Genomic DNA, 17,445 nt, shown 5'->3' with positions numbered 1-17,445 from the left:
CATTATAAAATTCGGATTATGGATTATGGATGATGGAATGAACAGAAAACTGTTTATACCGTTAATAATCGCAGCGTTTTTGCCGACGGTTTTCTGCACGGCGGCTGAACAGGTAAGCGACGAACTTGCGGCAATACAAATTATTCTTCAGCATCCTGCTGTTACGCCCGGCGTAAGCAGCGCAATAGAAATAAAATTAGACGTTGCAAAAGACTGGCATTTTTACGCTGACGGTGAAAACGCACTCAAAATCACCGCACAAGGAAACAAACTATATTTTTCCAAACCTGTGTTTACAAAATCGCATCCATACTTTGACAAATTAACAAATCAAAACATAAATGTTTACAGTGAGACATTCAGCGTTTTCATTCCATTTACTACGGACGCAAACAGTACAACCGCGGATGTGAACATCGTGATTGAAGGCGTGGCGTGCAATAATCAGTTATGCAAGAAAGCAAACTATCAGCTTTCCAAAACAATAACAATCTCCGCGGATGCACAAATGGATTCGCCGGTGTTTGACATTCCTTCGCAAACAATGAAAATTGCACAAAGCCAGAACGTCGTCGCACCGATGACGGCTAAACATATCATTTTACCTTTGGCGATACTTGCCGGTTTGCTTTTGAATGTTATGCCTTGTGTTTGGCCGATATTGCCGATTATCGTAATGCGGTTAGTAACACAGGCACAACGTGGCAAAGCGAAAAGTCTTGCGCTCGGCGTAGCGTTCGGGCTGGGCATAATTTTATTCTTCGCGGTGTTGGCGGCGGTAAATATTATTCTCAAGTTGAGCTTCGGCCTTGTGTTTCAATGGGCAGACCAATTCAGAAATCCTGTTTTCAGAACCGGTATGTCTCTTCTAATTGTTTTACTTGCGCTGTATATGTTTGGACTGTTTAGTTTCGGCATTCCCGCATCAGTCAGCAGCGGCAAACAAAAAGGCGGCTTCATCGGCTCTGTTGGTATGGGCTTTCTCGCCGCGGTTTTGAGTACGCCCTGCAGTTTCGCAATTCTTACTTTTGTTCTCGCCTGGGCACAAACGCAACCAATCCCACTGGCCACAATAACAATACTTCTAATTGGCGTTGGGATGGCGGCGCCTTATGTCATACTCACAATGATTCCAAAACTGCTTAATGAAATTCCAAAGCCTGGCCGATGGATGGAATTATTCAAACACGCCACTGGTTTTATTTTGCTAATTCTTGGTGTGGGGTTTCTAAAATCGTTAGGTGAAGATAAAATTATAAATATTCTTTACTATACAGTTGTACTTACAGTTTGCGTATGGCTGTGGGGAGTATGCGTAAGTTATGACACTCCACAGGCGAAAAAATATTCAATCAGATTCATCGCTGTACTGCTGGCTTTGATTTTTTCGTTTTTTCTTTTGACCGCTCCGCAAAAAAGATCGATTAACTGGCAGCCTTACGACGCCAACATGATAACTCAATCACAAAACTATGGCAAACCCGTTCTAATAAAATTTACTGCTACTTGGTGTTTTTCCTGCAAGATATTAGATAAAACTGTTTATTCCAGTCAAGAGGTGGCTGATTTAATAAAACAGAAAGGCGTTCTTGCAATCATGGCTGATACTACAGATTTTGGCCCGGCAGACACCGCTTTAAAAAACATTTATAATGAACCTGCTATACCAGTTACTATTTTGCTTCTGCCAAAACGTGAACCCGTAAGATTACGAGGAAACCTGATTAAAAACGAGCTTATAACAACATTGAAGAGTCTTACAGATGGCAGAAAAAATGAGTAAAAAAAATACTTTGAAAATAGACAAACAACAAGCTGCTGAACGAGTAAAAGCGATTTTTCCAATATTGAAAAAAACATATCCGAACGCAAAATGCGCGCTGGACCACATAAATCCGCTTGAGCTGCTTGTCGCAACGATTCTTTCGGCGCAGTGTACCGATGTGCGGGTGAACATCGTTACAAAAACGCTTTTCAAAAAATACAAGACCGCTGCCGACTGGGCAAACGCACCGCTTGAGCAAATCGAACAGGATGTAAAAACTACCGGCTTCTACCGCAATAAGGCATTCAATATTAAAAACGCCTGTCAAAAACTCATCGATAACTTCAGCGGCAAAGTTCCATCAACAATGGATGAACTGCTTACGCTCAACGGCGTTGGCAGAAAAACCGCGAATGTGCTGCTGGGCAATGCGTTTGACACGCCGGGCGTTGTGTGCGATACTCACGTAATAAGATTGAGCCGACGGCTGGCGCTTTCGGAAAACAGCGACCCTGTTAAACTCGAATTCGACCTTATGGAAATTGTACCGAAGAAAAACTGGACGCTGTTCAGTCATCTGATTGTTTTTCACGGCAGAAATATCTGTCAGGCAAGAAAACCAAAATGCGATGTCTGCCAGATTGCGAAATACTGCCCTGCGATAGATAATCCGAAATTATTATAAGAAAGGAATCGCTATGAGCGACAAAATAGACAGGTTCGGCGTTGAGGCAGAAGAAACATGGCGCGTGTTCAGAATAATGGCTGAATTCGTCGAAGCGTTTGAAGAGCTTGCGACAATAGGGCCTGCGGTTTCCATATTCGGCTCGGCACGAACAAAAAAGAATGATAAGTATTACAAGCTCACTGTAAAAACAGCGGAGATTCTGGCAAAGGCAGGCTTCGCAATCATCAGCGGCGGCGGCGGCGGTATTATGGAAGCCGCGAACAAAGGCGCTGCTAAAGTCGGCGGGAAAAGCGTCGGCCTGAATATCGATTTGCCGCACGAACAAAAACCAAATCAATATCAAAACCTTTCTCTGCACTTCAAATATTTCTTTTGCAGAAAAGTGATGTTCCTCAAATACGCCAACGGCTTTATCGCCTTTCCGGGCGGATACGGCACAGTTGACGAATTCAGCGAAGCACTGGTTTTGATACAGACATTCAAACAGGCGTATTTTCCGGTAATTCTTATGGGCAGCGAATATTGGGGCGGTCTTGTGGATTGGATGAAAAAGACAATGCTCAAAAAACACAAATATATTGGCCAGAATGATATGGATGTTTTCACCGTCTGCGACGACCCGCAGAAAGCCGCGGACATAATTATCGAATTTCAGCAGTCCGGTAAACAAGGTGGAATACAGGAACCGGCAGGATTGAAAAAGCCTTTGCATCCATTCTGTTATAAAAAATAATTTTTTTCAGGACACACTATGATTCCGCTAATTGTAATTTTGACAATGGTAATTTTGTTTATTGGCTATCGCACTTATGGACGCGTTATTGCCAAACAGATGAATCTTGATGATTCCAGTAAAACCCCGGCTGTGGAAATAAACGACGGCGTTGATTATGTGCCGGCGAAAATGCAGATGCTTCTCGGTCAGCATTTTTCAGCGATTGCCGCGGCGGGGCCGATTGTCGGGCCTGTACTTGCGGGACTTTGGTTCGGCTGGCTGCCTGCGCTTCTTTGGCTTGTTATCGGCGCAATATTCATCGGCGGAGTTCACGATTTTTACAGTCTGGTCGCTTCGGTTCGTCACAAGGCCGCGAGTATCGGCGAAATTGTCAAACAATATACGCCAAAATCAGTTTACATAAGTTTTCTTATCTTTGTGTGGCTTACGCTGATTTATGTTATCATCGCTTTTACAGACATAACCGCCAACACATTTAAAACCACAGTACAAAGCGAAGCGTACGGGCCGGCGGTCGCCGCGTCTTCTATTATGTATCTGCTGCTCGCGATAGCGCTGGGAATTTTACTTTACCGTTTCAAAATCAATCTCACACTGGCAACGATAATTTTTGTTCCGCTGGTTTTATTTATTGTTTGGTATGGGCACAGATGTCCGCAGGTTGTTCTTGATGCGCTGGCGAGTCTTTCTGTTAAGCAATGGGATGTGATTCTGCTGGCGTATTGTTTTGTCGCTTCGGTTATTCCGATGTGGCTGCTGCTTCAGCCGCGAGGTTATCTCGGCGGATGGATGCTCTATGCCGTTATCATTGTCGGATTTATCGGCGCATTCAGCGGAAAATTTCCGGTACAATATCCGGCTGTAAATCTCGATGGTTTCGCAAGCCTTGCAAACGGCAAAATGCTGATACCGACATTATTCATCACTATAGCGTGCGGCGCGTGCTCCGGTTTTCACGGCGTAGTCTCTTCCGGCACAACATCCAAACAACTCGCGAAAGAAAAAGACGCAATGCCGATTGGCTACGGCTCGATGCTTCTGGAAAGTCTTGTCGGAGTACTTGCGCTTATAACAGTTATGATTCTTCCAAAAGGCGATGCGCTTATCAGCGGCGACCCGAATTTGATTTACGCAAACGGAATCGCGCGATATCTCGGCCTTGTCGGCGTAAAATTTCAACTGGCTTTTCCTTTCGCGCTTTTAGTTTTCTCGACATTTGTTTACGACACGCTCGATGTCTGCACAAGACTTGCACGTTATATCTTTCAGGAATTGACGGGTTTGCAGAGCAGAATCGGCGGCGTTATCGCAGCGGTTGCGAGTCTGGTGCTGCCGTTTATTTTTCTGATGCTTGTAAAGGAAAAAGGTTATTTGGTCGCATGGCCGATTTTCGGAAGCAGCAATCAACTGCTGGCGGCGCTTACGCTTTTGGCTGTTTCAATCTGGCTGAAGAAAACCGGAAAGAAAGCGATTTACGCAATTGTGCCAATGATTTTTATGCTCGTAATGACGCTGTGGTCGCTGGTTAATTTAATTACACCGCTGGCCAAATCTCTGCCTGCGATTATGCACGGCCAAACTGTGAAAATAGACATTATCATCGCGGGCGTTTGCGGAACTGTTTTTCTGCTGTTGAGTCTGGTGCTGATTAAGGAAGCCTGCGGAGTACTGTTGTTTAATAAAAAGAAATAATTTTTAATCTATGAGCCATAAAATAGAACTTGTCGCAATGCCTCCGGAGGCAGTTGAAAAATTTCTCGCTGAAGGAATTGCTCACTGTCTGATGTTTGAAATTACAAAAGACCTGCTTCCTGAAGTTGTGGCACAAGATGCAATGTTGCGATATCGCAGCGGACAGGATTGGTTCTGGTGCTTGCCGAGATTTTTCAAAAATTTATCTGACGGAGCAATCGTTGGTTCGGCTTGTTTCAAAAATTCGCCAGACAATGGTCTGGTAGATATCGGTTACGGAATTTTGGATTCATACGGCGGTAAAGGATTTGCTTCGGCAGGTATTGCCGCGATTTTAAATGAAGCCTTCAACAGGCCTGAAGTAAAAGGTGTAACCGCGGAAACATCTGTTGATAATATCGCTTCACAGCGTGTGCTTGAGAAAAACGGTTTCAAAAAAACAGGGACAAGAGAAGACCCGGAAGACGGTTCTCTGATAGTATGGAAATGTATGAGGAAAAAATGAAAACTGCACTTTTGTTAATTGATATTCAAAATGATTATTTTCCCGGCGGCGCACTCGAATTGGAAAATACAGTTGAGGCCGCGAACAATACCGCTAAATTATTGGCCGCAGCAAGAAAAGTAAAATTGCCTGTCATTCATATTCAGCATATAAACAAACGGCCGGGCGCAACTTTTTTTGTCGCCGGCACAAAAGGCGTTGAGATTCATAACTCCGTTGCGCCAATCGCAGGCGAGAAAATCATCGTCAAACATTATCCGAATAGTTTCAGAGATACAGAGCTAAATAAATTTTTACAGGAACATAACATTCATGATCTGATTATTTGCGGAATGATGTCGCACATGTGCGTACACGCGACGGCTCGCGCGGCCTGCGATTTTGGATATGAATGCTTTGTCGCTCACGATGCCTGCGCAACTAAAGCTGTGATGTTTAACAACCACAAGGTTTCGGCGACAGATGTACATGACGCTTTTATGGCCGCTCTGAATGGTTTATATGCACAAATGAAAACTACTGACGAAATTGCCTCCGCTATTGAGGCGAAAATAATTTAGTTTTGCTGCAGATGTTTCAACAAATAATTTTTATCCGGCCCGCCGAGATGCTCCCACGGCAAAGTTTCATCAACTTCAAATTTTCTTGCCGAAAGCTGATGGACATTTAAACCGAAATTCTCAAACGCCTTTTCCCAGATTTCAAAATTGAAACACTCATCCCACAAATCAAATCTCGCGCCGGTCTTATACGCATACTCAATCACATCAGCGATTTTTCTGTCGCCGCGGCCTATCACGGATTCGAGAACACTGCGCTGAATATGATGGAATTTAAAATTCAAAAATCTTGCGCCAAACCTTTTTTTCTCATCAAGAATAATTTCCTTTGCCCGCTGGAAATACTCCGCACTCTGCTGCGGCGCCCAGCTGAAAGGCGTGTGAGGCTTCGGAACAAACCAGCTTACGGCCGCGGTGATACTCGCGGTTCTGTTGCAAACTTTCTTTCGCAATGTCGCAAGCTCAAAACAAAGCTTAACGATATTTTTAATATCATCCTCCGTCTCGCCAGGAAGGCCTGTCATGAAATATAATTTCACAGACTCGAAACCATTTCTATACGCTTCTTCAACCGCAGCGAAAAGATTTTCATCGGTTATCGGCTTATTGATAATTTTTCTCAACCGCTCACTTGCCGCTTCGACCGCGATTGTCAAGCCGCTCTTGCGAACTGATGTCGCCAATTTCGGCAGCAGTTTCAACTGAACATCAACACGCAAACTCGGAAGCGAAATTCCAACTTTCTTCGGCTCAAAATATTCGTTGAGAGAAGCTATCACTTCTTCAAGATATGGATAGTCAGCCGTTGAAAGACTCAACAGACCAATCGTATCAAAGCCTGTGGCGTCGTACACTTTTTTGGCAATCTCCAAAATTCTCTGCGGACTTCTAAAGCGAATCGGTCTGCGGCAGAAACTTGCCTGACAGAAATTACACCGGCCGGGACAGCCTCGCATAACTTCAATACTAATCCGTTCGTGCACCGGCTGCATAAAAGGCACAATCGGTTTTTCTGGGACAACTGAAGTATCCAAATCATCGACAACCGCATCGGAAATTTTTGTTATGCCCGCCTTATAAAAAGGCGGAACATAAATAAAGGAAAATTTATTCGCAACCTCGGCGAGTAAATCTTTTTTCGAGAGATTTTTATTCTCAACCAAAAATTTTGACAACTCAACTATCGCTTCTTCGGCCTGGCCGAGAAGGAACATATCAAAAAACGGCGCAATCGGCTCACAGCAATTCGCCATTCCAGCCCCGCCGAGAATAATCGGGTCATCTTCGCCGCGATCATCGCTGCGCAATGGAATGCCGACAAGGTCGAGTGCGTTCAATACATTTGTATAACATAACTCATTTGTAAGGCTGAACCCGATAACGTCGAAGTCTTTTGCCGCGGCTTTCGATTCGAGCGTATATAGCGGAATGTATTTCTGCTTCATTACATCCTGCGCATCGTGCCAGGGCAGGAAAATCCGCTCTGCTGCAATGTTCGGCTGTCGGTTCAGGGCTTCGTATATAATCGCCAGGCCTGTATGACTTGCGCCGATTTCATATACATCGGGGAAGCAAAGGCCGATTTTCAAATCGCATTTGTCTAAATCTTTTTTTATCTGATTGACTTCGCCGCCGATATAGCGTGACGGCGTGCGCACAAACGGCAGTAACTGCTGCCGGATTAAATCATCCAAAATATTGACTTTTTTATTCTTCATTTTATTATTATAATCTAAAGTATGAAAAATCAGAAATTTAAAATTTTGCCAATCTCGTTAATTGCCATAAGTATTGTTTATCTGCTGATAACCCGTATGCAGCAAGCACCTCGGCTTGTATCCGTCGAAAGCCCAAACAGGCTTGTGATGAACACCATTGCGAAAATCATAGCGGTTGGGCCGGATGAGAAAACCGCACAGGCAAGCATCAACGCCGCGTTTGATGAGGTGTATCGGCTTGAAAAACTAATGAACCGGTTCGACCCTAATTCACAATTATCGCTCGTTAATCGTCAGGGGGCGAAAGAGCCGGTAAAAGTTGACAGGGATTTGTTCGAGATTCTGCAAAAATCAATTTATTACAGCAAACTAACCGATGGCGCGTTTGATATCACAGTTGGGCCGCTTGTGGATATGTGGAGAAAATGTGCAGAGGCAAATTCGATACCGACAGAACAGCAGCTTGCCGATGTGAAAAAAATTATCGGCTGCGACAAAATAATCCTCGACGCTAATGATTATTCCGTAAAATTAGCAGTCGAAGGTATGCGGCTGGATTTGGGTGGAATCGCAAAAGGGTTTGCCGCTGACAAGGCGCAGGCGATAATGGAAAGCCGCGGCGCAACCGGCGGACTCGTTGATTTAGGCGGACAAATCGGATGCTTCGGCACAACTCAAAATGGCGGCAAATGGATTATTGGGATTCGCAATCCGTCGAGAGATGCAGCCGACAATATCATTATGAAACTGGAGCTTTCAGATATGGCCGCTTCGACCAGCGGAAATTACGAACGCTTTTACAAAATCGCCGGCAAAAAATTCAGCCATATCTTCAATCTGCAAACAGAACAAAGCGCCGAGTTAATTTCAAGCGATACGATTATCTGCCCGAACGGTACTCAATCAGATGCACTCTCAACTGCGGTAAATATTATGGGCGCGGCAAAAGGTCTTGAGTTGATTGAAAAAATCGAAAACACAGAAGCGATAATCGTTCCCATTGAAGATAAAAACAAATTGATAAAAAGCAAAGGTGCGGAAAAATTTATCGTTGCAGATTAAATAATTGACCACTGCCGGAAATTGCGAAAAACGCCAGATTATTGTTGAAGCGAAGCGGAAATCCCGCTTGCGGGAAAGCTTTTTAGGTTTAAATATAGGCAATTTGGGTGTTTTCGCGTGTAAATACATGCAATTTGATACTTTTTGAGTGTAATAATACGCAGGTTTGCAAGGATTTTGCGCATTTTTTTGCTGTAAATTTTGAGCATTCACGGTAAACTTTTGGCCTATGGAAGAAATACTTATATCTAACGATTTATCCTGGCTGTCGAAAATTCGGCTCGCTTTGGCTCTGGCTATTGGCGTTATGCTTGTCGGGCTGCTGCCGTGGGAACGTATTCAGCCAACGTACAACGGCGTTTTCGCATTCTTCACCGGAAGTATAAGTCTTTCGGATTTAATGCTTTGCGGTCTACTCGCTTTGGCTGCCGGTTTCGTAGCTTCGGCGGTTTGTACGCCATTGGGTATGCAAATGGGTATTCTGGCAGTACCTGCCGGGATGACATTCTGGTCGCTTAAAAGCTCGGCTATTTCTACTCTTTTCCAGGCTGCTCCTGCCGCAAGTTCAAGGTTGGCAGTATATTACGCACTTCGTTACGAAGGTTTCATTTGGCTTACATTCGCCCTTCTTGGCGTTATCGGCGCGTATGCCGCTGACAAACTTTTCAGAAGAAACACACTCGATTTGCCCGATAGATTCGAGGCAATGGTAAGACTTCAACCCATTGCCCGCATTACAGTTACAGTTATAGGCACTGTCATCGCGGCAACGTATCTGCTCAATATTTTAGCATCGGACATCAGCTATCATGATCAGAAAGCGGGTTTTGTTGTCGGTCAGCCGGCGAATCTGCAAATCGCATTCGGCGTTATCATCGCATTTATGGCCTGCGGCTTTTGCGGCAAGCTATTTTTGGGAGCCGGTTATATCTGGCCGGCAATTGGAACAGCACTTGTAAGCACATTTTCAATAATAACTTACGCTAAGCTATCAACCTTGGAATATATGGCCGGTTCATGGTCGGCAGTATTCTTTACAAAGACGGTTCTGGCTATTTTGCCGGTTCAGATGGTCGCTTTCGGCTTTATCGGGTCGGTTTGGGGCTATTGGCTGGCGGTTCGATACCGCTATTGGCGCGAATTCGAGGCATAATACCAACTATTTTATTTCTGTTTTCCGCAAGTCTTTTCCCGCAAACACTTTAAATTACTCATTTTTTATCTTTTATTTTCAAATTTTTCAGTTATCCCCCTTATTAATCTTGCCGAATAATACTTCGGTATAAGTATTCGGTAAACAGATGTTCTTATATTACGTAATATAAGAAGCAGGAATGGAACCTGAAACCGGAGAAAGGAGTACCGGAAATGTTAGTCTTAAGCAGGCAAAAAAACGAATCGATAATGATTGGCGATGATGTGGAAATCATCATTGTTGACGTCCGCGGCGACAAGGTAAGACTTGGTATCACCGCACCGAAAACTATAAGCGTTCACCGCAAGGAGGTTTACAACGCAATTCAGGCTGAAAAAGCCCAGCAGCAGAACAACGAGCCTGTCAAACCACCGACAGCTTAACAATATTTCTTTTTTCTTCTTCTATCCTCCAAAATAAAAAAGGCCGTTTCATACGGCCTTTTTTGTTATCTATATTAAGCATTTCGCTTTATTTTTTACTTTCCGTTACCGTGTTCGGGTCAGCGGTCTTCTTTTTCTTATCCACTTTCTTTTTTTCCGGTTTCGGATATTTGGGCTTATAATTCTTTGGCTTGACGGCATTTGGGTCAATGAGTGTTTCTTTACGCAGGCTGACGGCACGGTCAATCATATCTTCCTTGACCGGCGGAACGTAAGGCTCAAGTTTGAAATTCCACGCGTATTCATCGATTCTCGTGCGGAACATATCATCGAACATATCGAATGGGAATTTATCTCGCAGCGGACGTGGTAAGTTGCGATGGGTAACGAGGGTTGCGTAATTTTCTTTGGCGATTCTGACGTTGTAATCGCCGTACCATTCGAAGCCGACGGTTACCGGCGAGGTGCCGATTTCCTCATCGTTGAGCAGTACCAGCGCGCCGGCTGGCTCGGTCGTGATTGTGAGCTTGCGCTCAACACAGCCGACCAGAAAACTGGAACTTATGAAAAATCCGATTAAAAACAGCTTCCGTACCATATTATAACTCCGTAATTTTCGAAAATTATCAGCGAATTTCCAATAATTGTCAATTCTATTCCCCAAAATCAGAGGGTCTTTTTAACCGCTATTTTAACCACGAATAAACACGAAACGACACGAAAAAACTTTATCTTAACGTTCAACATCGAACTTCCAATGCGGAACGCTGCGACGAGAAAAATAAAATGTCGCTTGTTGAGAAGAAAAAAGAGAATATAATTAAGTGAAGAGTGAAAAGAGCAAACTTCCATAATTTTATTCCGGATGCCCTGTTTTGAAAGCATAAAACATGAAATGGCCAGAAATTGTAGCAAACAATTGGAAAGATTTTGATAATATCATTACCCAAATGATAGACCATGGCCGTCTTTTAAAAGAAAGGTTTTTCTTTAGGGGCCAATCTGCTGATTGGCCTCTTTTCCCATCGTTCACTAGAATCCTAAACCAGACAGAAGGCTATGGCTTTTTGCTAGCTCCGTTTGAAGCAGTAGTTGTGAAAAAATTCATGTCCACAGCTAGACAGCACCTTCTGGTAAATCTGGTGCCAACTGATGATGATATAGTTGGATGGTGGCAATTGATGCAACACTATAGGGCACCAACACGATTGTTAGACTGGACTAGCTCTCCTTATGTCGCAGCCTATTTTGCAGTCATAGAACACCTTGAGAGGGACGGTTTTATATGGGTAATGAACTATAGTTGCTTGGAAAAAGCTGTGGATGCAGAGATTAAAAAGGAGCGTTGTTCCACTACAGAAAGTGATACTTGGTATGTGCGAAACCTCCCTCAAAGTATAAATTTTATTCGTGCGATTGACAAAAATCACAGCAATCCGAGAGCAGTAGTTCAACAAGCAGAATTAACATACACAATTAATGTTTTTAGTGATCATGGTTTGATTATTCAATCTCTTCTTGATAACAATATTAACAGTACATGGGAAAATAAATCATCGGATGTTCCATTGGTTGAGCGTAAATATTTCAAGATTGTCATACCCAAGGAAAGCAAACGGGATTATTTGGCTCGTCTCCATACTGCTAATATATCAGCTTCTTCATTGTTTCCTGGATTAGACGGAGTAGGAGCAGCAATAAAAGAAGAAATTGACTGGCAAATACACGTTGCAATCAAATCAAATTCGAAACATAAAGATACTTCTAATAATCCGGAAAATTGAGATTGCTTCGTCGTCTTCAAAAAAGGGACTCCTCGCAATGACATCGCCGTGTTGGCGGCAGCTAAACGGCTGGATTCCCCCACAGTGGTTTCCGCCAATGCTCCAACCGCCTTTCGCGAGAATGACACGGAGTGATTCAAGAGAAAACCCTGCCGTAGTGACGGCAGGGCTAACCAGATTTGTATATGCCAAAATGGCATTTTCAAATTCTTCTTTGCAATTATAACTGCCTGTTTTATACTGACTTACAATTCTGCAAGTTTAGGCACAGTCTTTGCTATTTAATGTAGGGGCAGACCTGCGTGTCTGCCAAGTTGGGCGAACACCTCGGTTCGCCCCTACAACGATGTGAAAGGTGGTTTTTATGAAATTTGATAAATTTACATTGAAAACACAGGAAGCACTGGCAACCGCACAGCAAATCGCAATGCAGCAATCAAGCACTCTGCTAACTCCGCTGCATTTACTTGCCGCGATTCTGCGCGATGACGATGGCGTCGCTATCTCTATCCTCAAAACCATCGGCACTACCGTCAACCGCATAAAAGATATAACCGAAAACGAACTCAAACGTCTGCCGAAAGGAAACGTCAACGGACAGATTATGCCAGACCCTGCTCTGAATCAAATAATACTCGACGCGCAGAACCGCGCGGACAAAATGAAAGACGAATACTTGAGCGTCGAACATCTTTTTCTTTCGCTGGCCTCTGTGCCGAGCAACGCAAAAGAAATTCTCGCGCTCAATTCCATAACCGAAACGCAAATCGAAGCAGCGCTGAAACAAATTCGCGGCAGTGGAAAAATTACCGATGAAAATCCGGAAGCGAAATACAAAGCTCTTGAAAAATACGGCATCGACTTAATCGAGCAGGCACGCTCCGGCAAACTCGACCCAGTAATCGGACGCGAAGACGAAATCCGCAGATGTATGCAGGTTCTGAACAGACGAACGAAAAATAATCCTGTGCTCATCGGCGAGCCGGGTGTTGGCAAGACCGCAATCGTCGAAGGGCTTGCGCAGCGAATCGTCGCGGGTGATGTGCCGACAGGTTTGAAAAATAAAAAAGTTATCGCGCTCGATATGGGTGCGCTGATAGCCGGTACGAAATACCGCGGCGAATTCGAAGACAGATTCAAAGCTGTTCTAAAAGAAGTAATATCATCGGCAGGCGAAATTATTCTGTTCATCGATGAACTGCACAATATTGTCGGCGCAGGCAAAGCCGAGGGAGCTGTTGACGCGGGCAATTTGCTAAAACCTTCGCTTGCGCGAGGCGAGCTGCGGTGCATCGGTGCGACGACGCTCAATGAGTATCGTAAATATATCGAAAAAGACGCGGCACTGGAACGAAGATTTCAACCGGTAATGGTTGACCCGCCGAGCGTCGAGGAAACCATCGCGATTTTGCGCGGTTTGAAAAATCGATACGACACCCATCACGGCGTGCGAATTGCCGATGCTGCGATTGTGGCGGCGGCGACTTTGTCAAACAGATATATTTCCGACAGATGGCTGCCAGACAAAGCGATTGATTTGATTGACGAGGCGGCATCGAAACTGCGCATCGAAAATGATTCGCTTCCCGCAGAGCTTGACGATATTCGCCGAAAAGCGATGCAGCTTCAGATTGAAAAAGAGGCGCTGAAAAAAGAAACTGACCATGCGAGCAAGAAAAGATTGGAACATCTTGAAAAGCAGCTCGCAGAATTGCAGAGTCAGGATAGAGCATTGACCGCAAAATGGGAAAGCGAAAAGGCGGATATAAATTCCATTAAGGAGATAAAAGAAAAAATCGACCGCGCGAATAACGAATTTGAAGAAGCGCAGCGTAAAGGCGATTTGGAAAAAGCGGCAAGGCTCAAATACAGTACGATTGCCGATTTGCAAAAACAGGTAAAACAAAAAGAAGAACTGCTTGCGCAAAGCAGCGCAGCGAAAATGATTCGCAACGAAGTTACCGAAGAGCATATCGCGCAGGTTGTTTCGAAATGGACGGGCATACCAATTTCCAAACTGCTTGGCGGCCAGCGTGAACGATTAATGCACATGGAAGATGAACTGCATAAACGTGTCATTGGTCAGGATGAGGCTGTTCGCGCATTGTCCGATGCAGTGCGGAGAAATCGCGCGGGACTCGGCGATGCGGGCAGGCCAATCGGCGTGTTCCTGTTCCTGGGACCGACTGGTGTTGGCAAAACGGAATTGTCGAAGGCGCTTGCGGACTTTTTGTTCAATGACCCAAACGCAATGATTCGTGTGGATATGAGCGAGTTTATGGAGCAGCATAGCGTTGCGCGTTTGATTGGTGCGCCGCCGGGATATGTCGGCTATGAAGAAGGCGGACGATTGACTGAGGCTGTTCGGCGAAAACCGTATTCGGTTGTGCTGCTGGACGAAATTGAAAAGGCGCATCCGGATGTGTTCAATGTTATGCTGCAAGTTTTTGATGAGGGCAGACTCACCGATGGTCAGGGCAGGACTGTCGATTTCAAGAATACTGTGATTATTATGACGAGCAATATCGCGAGCGAACAAATTATAAAACTTACCGAAGAGCAGGGCGCTGAATGGGAAATTGAGGCGCACGTTAAAGAAGTATTGCGAAAATATTTCAAGCCGGAGTTTCTGAATCGAATCGATGAAAGCATCGTGTTCCATACACTGTCGAAGGATAATCTGAAAAACATTATCGATATCCAGCTTAAACGATTGGCGCAGCGTCTTGCGGACAGACACATTAATATTCAATTTACTGACGCGGCTAAAATGCTGCTGATGGATGAAGGATATGATGTATCGTTCGGCGCAAGGCCTTTGAAGAGAACGATTCAGCAAAGGCTGGAAAATACGCTGGCTGGGCAACTGCTCGAAGGTAAATTTGCCGAGGGCGACAGCGTAAAAGTTGACGCGAACTCGCATAATTTTACGTTTGAGAAAATTTAGATTGCGTGAATATTAGGGATATTGAAAGGTACGGATATGGAGCAAAATAAATTTACCGGCGATAAAAAAGCACCGATGAAAACTTTTTTAGCAGCAGCAGAGAGAAAGTTTATCGACAGAAATGTTGCGAAAATTCCAAAAGGGATTGAAACTTATCATTTAACGCTTACGACTCTTCTATGGTCGGCAGGCATGATTGTTTTCGGATATCTGGCGAAAAATAATCTGCACTGGCTGTGGCTTTTATCGCTGATGCTGTTTTTGCAGTGGTTCACGGATGGGTTTGACGGTGCGATTGGCCGGTACAGAGACACAGGGCTGCTGAAGTGGGGGTTCTTTATGGATCACCTGCTGGACTTTGTTTTTATGGTCTGCATCTTCATCGGCTATTCGTTTTTGCTGACTGGGTTTCCTCGCGATATTATTTTTCTGCTAATCGGTGTATTCGGCACGTTTATGGTAAGTTCGTTCCTTTCGTTCGGCGCAACGGGCGAATTTAAAATTACATACCTTGGCACAGGGCCGACGGAAATTCGTATTTGGTTTATTGTACTCAATACGGTTTTGATTTTCTGCGGCACGAAGTGGATTGAAAAATTAATGCTGCCTATCCTGATTATTTCGCTGCTCGTTTTGTTCGTAGTAATTTTCCGCACGCAGAAATATATCTGGCAAATCGATATGCAGGACAAGGCGAATAGGCCGAAATAATTATTCGCCGATGATTTTGACGAGGATGCGTTTTTTGCGCAGGCCATCAAACTCATAATAGAAGATATGCTCCCATGTGCCGAGGTGCAGTTTGCCGTCGGTTATAGCGACGACAGCTTCGCGACCCATTACCTGCCGCTTCATGTGAGCATCGGTGTTGTCCTCCGCACCGTTGTGCTGATATTGCGAATGCGGTTTTTCCGGCGCGAGCTTTTCGAGCCAGACTTCATAATCGTGATGCAGGCCGGACTCGTTATCGTTAATGAAAACCGATGCGGTGATGTGCATCGCGTTGACCAATACAAGGCCGTCCTGAACGCCTGATTCTTTAACCAGCCTTTCAACCTCATTATGAATAGAAACAATCGCACGCCGCCGCGGCACATTCATCCAAAGTTCTTTTGTCAACGTCTTCATAAAACCTCTTACTTATAAATTAAATATCGTTTTCTGATTTTATTAAATTCACTAATCTCTTTTCGCCACTGCTTTCTTAATTCCGCAACCGGCTGCCGCTTCTCGATTGCTTTTCTAATTATATCCGTGCCGCAGAGTCTATCGAAATGTTTTATCTTCCACTCGAAATTTTCAGGATACATACGCGCTATCGTATCTACAATCGCAACGCCTGTGTAAAAAGAGTCCATTTTGTTTCGGTTGGTAATAATGATTTCACAGCCGAAACATTTTTCATCTTTAAACTTCGATGCCGTCGGCGTAAGTTCCTTCGGCACAAATTTCAGGCCTGGTAAATTAATTTTGTTCAACTCCGCTGTCAGCTTCTGCGCGTCAATCCACGGAGCGCCGAAAACCAAAAACGGATTGTCTGTTCCTCTGCCTTCGGAAATGTTTGTGCCCTCAATCAGGCACGTGCCGGTATAGACGGCCGCAGCATCAACGCTCGTCATATTCGGAGAAGGATTGATAAATTTCAAGCCCGTCTGGTCATACCAGTATGAACGCCGGCAATGTGTCATAGGTATAACAATCAACTTCGCCTGGGCGTTATCCTTTAGCCAATGTTCGCCATTGAACATCTTCGCAAGTTCACCTGCCGTCATCGCGTGGCGGGTCGCAATCGGATACAGGCCGACAAAAGTTGAAAAATTTATATCAAGAACATCGCCCTGCACGTTGACAGCATTAATAGGATTGGGTCTATCCAGCACGACGAAAGTTTTGCCGTTGGCCGCCGCCGATTCCATCGACAAAGCCATCGTGGAAATATAAGTATAGTATCTGCTACCGATGTCCTGAATATCGAAAACGAGCACATCGACATTCTCGAGCATTTCCGCAGTCGGTTTATTGTTTTCGCCGTAAAGACTGTAAACCGGAATATTGCCATCAGCCAGACTGTCTTCGATTTTTTTGCCGTCGGCGGCAGTACCTGCAAAACCGTGTTCGGGACCGAACAACGCAGTAACCTTAACGCCGGGCATCTGCCGAAAAACATCCGTGATGAACCTGCCGTTGCTGTCGCAGGCGGTATGATTGGCGATTATGCCAATGCGCTTGCCTTGAAAAATATGCTGATATGAATTGACATTATCCAGACCCGTACGCACGGGCACGCAGCCGCTGATGCCGGCCAGTAATACTATCGTAATATATTTAAATAATCGCACGATTCGTCTCCGGATAATGAATTGTCTTTCAGAAAAGATATACTATAATAGATTTTAGAAAATTGCTATTG

General features: G+C 44.5%; 16 protein-coding genes. 12 read left to right on the top strand and 4 right to left on the bottom strand.

Annotation, left to right across the window (positions count from 1 at the left end):
* Positions 1 to 25 precede the first annotated feature (25 nt).
* The 6 genes from LLF92_01585 to LLF92_01560 are packed head-to-tail and all read left to right on the top strand — an operon-like array spanning position 26 to position 5,946.
* A complete protein-coding gene (locus LLF92_01585) occupies positions 26 to 1,783 on the top strand; it encodes a thioredoxin family protein (protein ID MCE5339806.1) in 1,758 nt (585 codons plus the stop codon).
* Positions 1,776 to 2,450 carry an endonuclease III gene (gene nth, locus LLF92_01580; GenBank protein MCE5339805.1) on the top strand — a complete coding sequence of 225 codons (675 nt, stop codon included), beginning with the start codon at positions 1,776 to 1,778 and terminating at the stop codon, positions 2,448 to 2,450. Before LLF92_01585 ends, nth begins: the two co-directional genes overlap by 8 nt.
* A gap of 13 nt (positions 2,451 to 2,463) precedes the next feature.
* The gene (locus tag LLF92_01575) at positions 2,464 to 3,186 is read left to right on the top strand and encodes a TIGR00730 family Rossman fold protein (protein ID MCE5339804.1); all 723 of its coding nucleotides are present in this window, start codon (positions 2,464 to 2,466) and stop codon (positions 3,184 to 3,186) included.
* 18 nt (positions 3,187 to 3,204) lie between these two features.
* On the top strand, positions 3,205 to 4,881 hold the full coding sequence (locus LLF92_01570) for a carbon starvation protein A (GenBank protein ID MCE5339803.1): 1,677 nt from the start codon (positions 3,205 to 3,207) through the stop codon (positions 4,879 to 4,881).
* 10 nt (positions 4,882 to 4,891) lie between these two features.
* Positions 4,892 to 5,386: a GNAT family N-acetyltransferase gene (locus LLF92_01565; GenBank protein ID MCE5339802.1), complete on the top strand. Its 495-nt coding sequence runs from the start codon at positions 4,892 to 4,894 to the stop codon at positions 5,384 to 5,386.
* Positions 5,383 to 5,946, top strand: coding sequence for a cysteine hydrolase (locus tag LLF92_01560; GenBank protein ID MCE5339801.1), 564 nt, complete (start codon positions 5,383 to 5,385; stop codon positions 5,944 to 5,946). Before LLF92_01565 ends, LLF92_01560 begins: the two co-directional genes overlap by 4 nt.
* Here LLF92_01560 and LLF92_01555 read toward each other — a convergent pair.
* The gene (locus LLF92_01555) at positions 5,943 to 7,664 is read right to left on the bottom strand and encodes a TIGR03960 family B12-binding radical SAM protein (GenBank protein MCE5339800.1); all 1,722 of its coding nucleotides are present in this window, start codon (positions 7,662 to 7,664) and stop codon (positions 5,943 to 5,945) included. The genes LLF92_01560 and LLF92_01555 overlap by 4 nt on opposite strands.
* A gap of 96 nt (positions 7,665 to 7,760) precedes the next feature.
* Between LLF92_01555 and LLF92_01550 the strand changes: the two genes are divergently transcribed.
* The 3 genes from LLF92_01550 (at position 7,761) to csrA (ending at position 10,304) form a co-directional block, all read left to right on the top strand.
* Positions 7,761 to 8,726 carry an FAD:protein FMN transferase gene (locus tag LLF92_01550; GenBank protein MCE5339799.1) on the top strand — a complete coding sequence of 322 codons (966 nt, stop codon included), beginning with the start codon at positions 7,761 to 7,763 and terminating at the stop codon, positions 8,724 to 8,726.
* 229 nt (positions 8,727 to 8,955) lie between these two features.
* The gene (locus LLF92_01545; protein MCE5339798.1) at positions 8,956 to 9,879 is read left to right on the top strand and encodes a hypothetical protein; all 924 of its coding nucleotides are present in this window, start codon (positions 8,956 to 8,958) and stop codon (positions 9,877 to 9,879) included.
* Between the two features lie 215 nt (positions 9,880 to 10,094).
* The gene (gene csrA, locus LLF92_01540; GenBank protein ID MCE5339797.1) at positions 10,095 to 10,304 is read left to right on the top strand and encodes a carbon storage regulator CsrA; all 210 of its coding nucleotides are present in this window, start codon (positions 10,095 to 10,097) and stop codon (positions 10,302 to 10,304) included.
* Positions 10,305 to 10,392: 88 nt separating this feature from the next.
* On the opposite strand, the gene LLF92_01535 is transcribed toward csrA, so the two are convergent.
* Positions 10,393 to 10,902, bottom strand: a complete 510-nt coding sequence (locus LLF92_01535; protein ID MCE5339796.1) for a PEGA domain-containing protein — start codon at positions 10,900 to 10,902, stop codon at positions 10,393 to 10,395.
* Between the two features lie 292 nt (positions 10,903 to 11,194).
* Here LLF92_01535 and LLF92_01530 point away from each other — a divergent pair, with 292 nt between their 5' ends.
* The 3 genes from LLF92_01530 (at position 11,195) to LLF92_01520 (ending at position 15,746) form a co-directional block, all read left to right on the top strand.
* Positions 11,195 to 12,088 (top strand): FRG domain-containing protein, encoded by an 894-nt coding sequence (locus LLF92_01530; GenBank protein ID MCE5339795.1) that lies wholly within the window; start codon positions 11,195 to 11,197, stop codon positions 12,086 to 12,088.
* Between the two features lie 364 nt (positions 12,089 to 12,452).
* A complete protein-coding gene (gene clpB, locus LLF92_01525; GenBank protein ID MCE5339794.1) occupies positions 12,453 to 15,035 on the top strand; it encodes an ATP-dependent chaperone ClpB in 2,583 nt (860 codons plus the stop codon).
* 36 nt (positions 15,036 to 15,071) lie between these two features.
* Positions 15,072 to 15,746, top strand: coding sequence for a hypothetical protein (locus LLF92_01520; protein ID MCE5339793.1), 675 nt, complete (start codon positions 15,072 to 15,074; stop codon positions 15,744 to 15,746).
* On the opposite strand, the gene LLF92_01515 is transcribed toward LLF92_01520, so the two are convergent.
* A complete protein-coding gene (locus LLF92_01515; GenBank protein MCE5339792.1) occupies positions 15,747 to 16,163 on the bottom strand; it encodes a secondary thiamine-phosphate synthase enzyme YjbQ in 417 nt (138 codons plus the stop codon).
* An 8-nt stretch (positions 16,164 to 16,171) separates the two neighbouring features.
* Entirely contained in the window at positions 16,172 to 17,374 is a 1,203-nt protein-coding gene (locus LLF92_01510; GenBank protein ID MCE5339791.1) for a DUF1343 domain-containing protein, read from the bottom strand.
* Between the last annotated feature and the right edge of the window lie 71 nt (positions 17,375 to 17,445).

The sequence above is a fragment of the Planctomycetaceae bacterium genome (assembly GCA_021371795.1).
GTDB lineage: Bacteria > Planctomycetota > Phycisphaerae > Sedimentisphaerales > UBA12454 > UBA12454.
This window is presented reverse-complemented; position numbering and strand designations above follow the sequence as displayed.

Coding starts and splice junctions, on each gene's coding strand:
- LLF92_01550 (MCE5339799.1), top strand. CDS start 7,761: ATGCAGCAAGCACCTCGGCTTGTATCCGTCGAAAGCCCAAACAGGCTT.
- csrA (MCE5339797.1), top strand. CDS start 10,095: ATGTTAGTCTTAAGCAGGCAAAAAAACGAATCGATAATGATTGGCGAT.
- LLF92_01575 (MCE5339804.1), top strand. CDS start 2,464: ATGAGCGACAAAATAGACAGGTTCGGCGTTGAGGCAGAAGAAACATGG.
- LLF92_01585 (MCE5339806.1), top strand. CDS start 26: ATGGATGATGGAATGAACAGAAAACTGTTTATACCGTTAATAATCGCA.
- nth (MCE5339805.1), top strand. CDS start 1,776: ATGAGTAAAAAAAATACTTTGAAAATAGACAAACAACAAGCTGCTGAA.
- LLF92_01535 (MCE5339796.1), bottom strand. CDS start 10,902: ATGGTACGGAAGCTGTTTTTAATCGGATTTTTCATAAGTTCCAGTTTT.
- LLF92_01565 (MCE5339802.1), top strand. CDS start 4,892: ATGAGCCATAAAATAGAACTTGTCGCAATGCCTCCGGAGGCAGTTGAA.
- LLF92_01545 (MCE5339798.1), top strand. CDS start 8,956: ATGGAAGAAATACTTATATCTAACGATTTATCCTGGCTGTCGAAAATT.
- LLF92_01520 (MCE5339793.1), top strand. CDS start 15,072: ATGGAGCAAAATAAATTTACCGGCGATAAAAAAGCACCGATGAAAACT.
- LLF92_01570 (MCE5339803.1), top strand. CDS start 3,205: ATGATTCCGCTAATTGTAATTTTGACAATGGTAATTTTGTTTATTGGC.
- clpB (MCE5339794.1), top strand. CDS start 12,453: ATGAAATTTGATAAATTTACATTGAAAACACAGGAAGCACTGGCAACC.
- LLF92_01530 (MCE5339795.1), top strand. CDS start 11,195: ATGAAATGGCCAGAAATTGTAGCAAACAATTGGAAAGATTTTGATAAT.
- LLF92_01560 (MCE5339801.1), top strand. CDS start 5,383: ATGAAAACTGCACTTTTGTTAATTGATATTCAAAATGATTATTTTCCC.
- LLF92_01555 (MCE5339800.1), bottom strand. CDS start 7,664: ATGAAGAATAAAAAAGTCAATATTTTGGATGATTTAATCCGGCAGCAG.
- LLF92_01515 (MCE5339792.1), bottom strand. CDS start 16,163: ATGAAGACGTTGACAAAAGAACTTTGGATGAATGTGCCGCGGCGGCGT.